This window comes from Sulfuricurvum sp. RIFOXYD12_FULL_44_77 (assembly GCF_001830725.1).
In the GTDB taxonomy this organism is placed as follows: domain Bacteria; phylum Campylobacterota; class Campylobacteria; order Campylobacterales; family Sulfurimonadaceae; genus Sulfuricurvum; species Sulfuricurvum kujiense_A.
Genome location: NZ_MIBU01000221.1, coordinates 1 through 4,006, shown reverse-complemented (window position 1 = coordinate 4,006; position 4,006 = coordinate 1). Strand labels below are relative to the sequence as shown.

General features: G+C 42.9%; 5 protein-coding genes. 1 reads left to right on the top strand and 4 read right to left on the bottom strand.

The genetic code is table 11. The annotated features are described in order from the left end of the window. The first annotated feature begins 133 nt into the window (after positions 1–133). Positions 134–1,939, top strand: a complete 1,806-nt coding sequence (gene asnB / locus A2517_RS07925) for an asparagine synthase (glutamine-hydrolyzing) (RefSeq protein ID WP_294895831.1) — start codon at positions 134–136, stop codon at positions 1,937–1,939. A 2-nt stretch (positions 1,940–1,941) separates the two neighbouring features. On the opposite strand, the gene A2517_RS07920 is transcribed toward asnB, so the two are convergent. The 4 genes from A2517_RS07920 to dcd all read right to left on the bottom strand — a co-directional run bounded on the left by A2517_RS07920 (position 1,942) and on the right by dcd (position 3,907). Beyond that, positions 1,942–2,436 (bottom strand): GAF domain-containing protein, encoded by a 495-nt coding sequence (locus A2517_RS07920; RefSeq protein WP_294895829.1) that lies wholly within the window; start codon positions 2,434–2,436, stop codon positions 1,942–1,944. After that, the gene (locus tag A2517_RS07915) at positions 2,433–2,948 is read right to left on the bottom strand and encodes a GAF domain-containing protein (protein WP_294895827.1); all 516 of its coding nucleotides are present in this window, start codon (positions 2,946–2,948) and stop codon (positions 2,433–2,435) included. The genes A2517_RS07920 and A2517_RS07915 overlap by 4 nt, the downstream gene beginning before the upstream one ends. A gap of 118 nt (positions 2,949–3,066) precedes the next feature. Further along, positions 3,067–3,303: a DUF465 domain-containing protein gene (locus A2517_RS07910; RefSeq protein ID WP_294895825.1), complete on the bottom strand. Its 237-nt coding sequence runs from the start codon at positions 3,301–3,303 to the stop codon at positions 3,067–3,069. Between the two features lie 43 nt (positions 3,304–3,346). Continuing rightward, positions 3,347–3,907: a dCTP deaminase gene (dcd, locus tag A2517_RS07905; RefSeq protein ID WP_015654670.1), complete on the bottom strand. Its 561-nt coding sequence runs from the start codon at positions 3,905–3,907 to the stop codon at positions 3,347–3,349. Between the last annotated feature and the right edge of the window lie 99 nt (positions 3,908–4,006).

Here is a 4,006-nt window from a genome sequence, read left to right as displayed (position 1 = left end):
TAAATGGATTTTTCCTTGCTATATTTTTAGGTTAATACTAATAAAGAGATTATAAGATATTTAAACTGAGTCAAATATTTTCATCTCTTGAGTTAGGTCGTAATAGCGTATAATTGCGAAAAAAAGGTTTCTCGTGTGCGGTCTGTTTGGAATAATCGGTGAGTACTCCCCTTCAAAAGCACGCGAAGCACTAAAGCGTTTAGCTCACCGTGGTCGAGATCATTGCGGCATTATTGAGGAGGAGAGGCTTTTTTTAGCCCATCAACGTCTCTCGATTACTGATGCTCATCACCGATCCCATCAGCCGATGAAACGTGGCAACATAGTGGTCAGCTTTAACGGTGAGATTTACAATCACACGGCACTGCGCGAGCAGCTTGGACATCATCATTGGGAAACAAGCAGCGATACCGAAGTGATATTGGCGGCGTATGAAGCTTGGGGGATAGGGTGTGTTGAACATCTGGATGGGATGTTCGCCTTTGCCCTGATAGATGGGGATAAATGCTATCTCGTACGGGATCGATTCGGGAAAAAGCCCCTCTTTTATCATCAGGGTAAAGAGGCGTTTGTCTTTGCCTCAGAGATTAAAGCGATCAAACCGTTTTTATCCTCGGTACGGATGAATAATGAAGCGCTTCACTCGTACCTCTCTTTTTTGGCACCCACACCGCCCCATACGTTTTATGAGGGGATTGAAAAGTTAGAAAGCGGTGAGTGGCTCTGTTGTGAGCACGGCACTATCACCAAACACCGTTACTATCATTCTCTCAATACACGTTCTTCAACGATAATGGACAATAATGAAGCTTTGCAGAAGATCGAAAAAGAGCTACATCGCTCTATTGCGATGCGGCTCGATACCGAAGCACCGATGGCCGCACTTTTATCTGGCGGATTGGACAGTGCGATGATTTGTGCGATAGCCTTAGCTCAGGGGAAAAAACTTCCCGTTTTTACACTAGGATACGATCAATACGGTGCCTATGATGAGCGGGCAAATGCGGCAATAACCGCAAAGTATTTAGGATTAGATCATACGGAAGTCATTATTTCGCAAAACAATTTTGATGAGCACTTGGATGATTTGCTGATTCACATGGATGAACCGCTCAACGATCCCGCTGCATTACCCCTGTATCTGCTGATGAAAAAAATCGCCTCGCAAGGGTACAAAGTCGTCCTAAGCGGCGAGGGTTCAGATGAGCTTTTCTTAGGGTATCGGCAGTATTTTGAATACCTTGACATTGAAAAAGCGACTTCTTTACATCATAAAAACTGGCTCAAAAAATATTTCCACAGCCATTTCTCGATGAATCGCGAATGGGAGTGGTACAAACGGGTGTTTGACGAGACACTGCTCTTTCGAACGTCAGGGGAGAAGTTTACCGATTTGCAGCAAAACAAACTTTTTCGCCGTAATGTTCGGGATAACGAATCGCTCCGATTTTTACAGACATATCGAGACAAATTTGAGCATAGCGGACACACTGACCCGAGCCTATGGTACAGCATGATTGATCTCAAGCTTTTCGTCGGAGAGCATTTTCTCACTAAGCTCGATCGTGTTTCGATGGCGCATACCCTCGAAGCGCGTACGCCGTTTTTGGATCATCGGCTTGCTGAAACGGCACTCTCTGTTGACCCGCGTCTGCGCGTCGGTGGAGGGGAGAGTAAAACACTTCTCAAACAGATCGCCCGAAACTATCTCAGTGATGAGATTATCGATCGGAAGAAAAAAGGGTTTGCCAATCCCTATATGGAGTGGCTGATTGCATCAGGACGTCTGGAATTGATTCGGGAAGTGAATAAGAAAACGGGAATGTTTTATCCCGAAGTAATCGAAGAGTATTTAGATTTAGCACGTCGAGGGAAATTTAAACAGCATGTGTGGGGACTCTATCTCCTTAGCCACTGGATAAATAGAGAGTTGCTGTAAGTCTACTTTTTCTCCATCAACAGTGCCAGCTCCAACGTTCCGCTGACATAGTTGGCAAAAAAACTCATAATCCCTTCGTCTTTTTCATCAAAATCACCGTGATATTTATTGAGCAATTGAATGACCCCGATCACCTCTTGCCGAGAGTTGAAAATAGGGATAGCAAGGATGTTTCGGGTTACAAAACCGCTTTTTTCATCGATTTTAGCTAAAAATCGGCTATCTTCGTAAGGGTTATTAACCATTTGAGCCGTTTTGGTATGCACAGTATCTCCTACGATTCCCGAATCGATTCCGATGGCGATACGTCCTATTCCATCACTTAGTTTTGTCCATAACATCTCCCCCTCTCGATCAACCATAAAAATAGAACACCGTTCGGCATTTACGATCGCTTTAGCCTCTTCGGAAATGGTAGGAAGTGCCTCTTCGATACGATCAAGAGAGGTCAGTTTTTTACCGAAATCGGCAATCCGTTTGTAAATTTCCAAACTCATTCTATCCCCTTTGAAAGTAATGTGGCTTGATCGTCATAGAGCATTGCCAGTTCGATATAACCGCTAATATAGTGGGCAAAAAAGATCATAAATTTTGCATCTTCCGGTGAAAAACCATTTGGTTTGTTCAGCAGTTGAAAAACACCTATGATGCGTCGATTGGAATCAAAAATAGGGATGGAAGCAATATTTTCAGTCACAAAGCCGGTTTTTTTATCAATAGTGTGTAAAAAACGCTCGTCCTCATAGGGATTGTTGACTAGGATGGGTTTCCCTTCTTTGAGGGTGCTTCCTACTATCCCATCATCTTGATGAACCATGATTTTCTCAATCCCGTCCGCTAAAGTGGTCCAGAGCATCTGTATTTTTGGATTATAGATAAAAATCGAACAGCGTTCCGCTCCGCTGACTTGTTTGGCATATTCGGAGATCATCGGAAGACCTTCGGAGAGTGTCGGGCGTTTCAGTAGTGCCCGTCCAAAATCAGCTAAGGCGGTGTATGAAGTTGTCATGTGTACCTCATTGAATAAAGTCAAGAAAAATAAATCGTATCGAGTTAAAGCTAAAAAGTAAATCAATGAAAGAAGTAAGGGGAGAAAAATCTGCCTCGAAGAGGCAAACTAGATAGAATTAGAGACTGTGCTCTTTTTTGTATTCGATAACCATAGCATACGCTTCGTCTTTAAGCAATAATTTTTCTTTTTTGAGTTTTTCAAGCTCAAGATCGCTCAATGGAATTTCGCCGTTTTCAGCTTTGGTAATTTGGTTGTCAAGATCGTTGTGACGATCAAAAATTTTCAAAAAGTGGGCGTTTGCCGCATCATTTTGTTTCATGTGGGTGATAACATCGCGGTATTCGTGCAACATTCTAGTGTCCTTGCGTGGAAATTTATCGCAATTGTACCACTAGTTAATTTAAAATCCGTGGAAGGGTGATCCCCTCTTGCCCTTGATACTTGCCGCTTTTATCTTTATAACTCGTTTCGCACATCTCATCCCCTTGTAAAAAGAGTACCTGTGCAATCCCTTCGTTGGCATAAATTTTAGCCGGAAGGGGGGTTGTATTGGAGATCTCAATAGTAATGTGCCCCTCGAACTCAGGCTCAAACGGGGTGACATTGACAATGATGCCGCAGCGTGCGTACGTCGATTTACCTAAACAGATCGCCAGCACATCGCGAGGAATTTTAAAATACTCCACCGTTCGTGCCAGCGCAAAGGAGTTCGGGGGAACAATACAAACGTCACCCGTAAAATCAACGACATTCATATCATCAAAGTGTTTTGGATCGACAACAGTGGAATTGAGATTGGTAAAAATCTTAAATTCATTAGTAACACGAATATCATAACCGTACGAACTAAGACCGTAACTAACGACTCCAACCCCTACTTGATCCTCGCAAAATGGGGATATCATCCCCTCATTTAACGCCTTTTCCCGTATCCATCCGTCGCTTTTAAGACCCATCTTCATATCCGTTGTTAATTTTATTTATGGTAGTATAACACATCTATTAACCTACTTTTAGGAGCATTTTCCGATGGATATGAAACAAATCAAAGCACT

Excerpts from the sequence above, each read along its gene's own strand:
- A2517_RS07915 (WP_294895827.1), bottom strand. The coding sequence starts at position 2,948 with ATGACAACTTCATACACCGCCTTAGCTGATTTTGGACGGGCACTACTG.
- A2517_RS07910 (WP_294895825.1), bottom strand. The coding sequence starts at position 3,303 with ATGTTGCACGAATACCGCGATGTTATCACCCACATGAAACAAAATGAT.
- dcd (WP_015654670.1), bottom strand. The coding sequence starts at position 3,907 with ATGGGTCTTAAAAGCGACGGATGGATACGGGAAAAGGCGTTAAATGAG.
- A2517_RS07920 (WP_294895829.1), bottom strand. The coding sequence starts at position 2,436 with ATGAGTTTGGAAATTTACAAACGGATTGCCGATTTCGGTAAAAAACTG.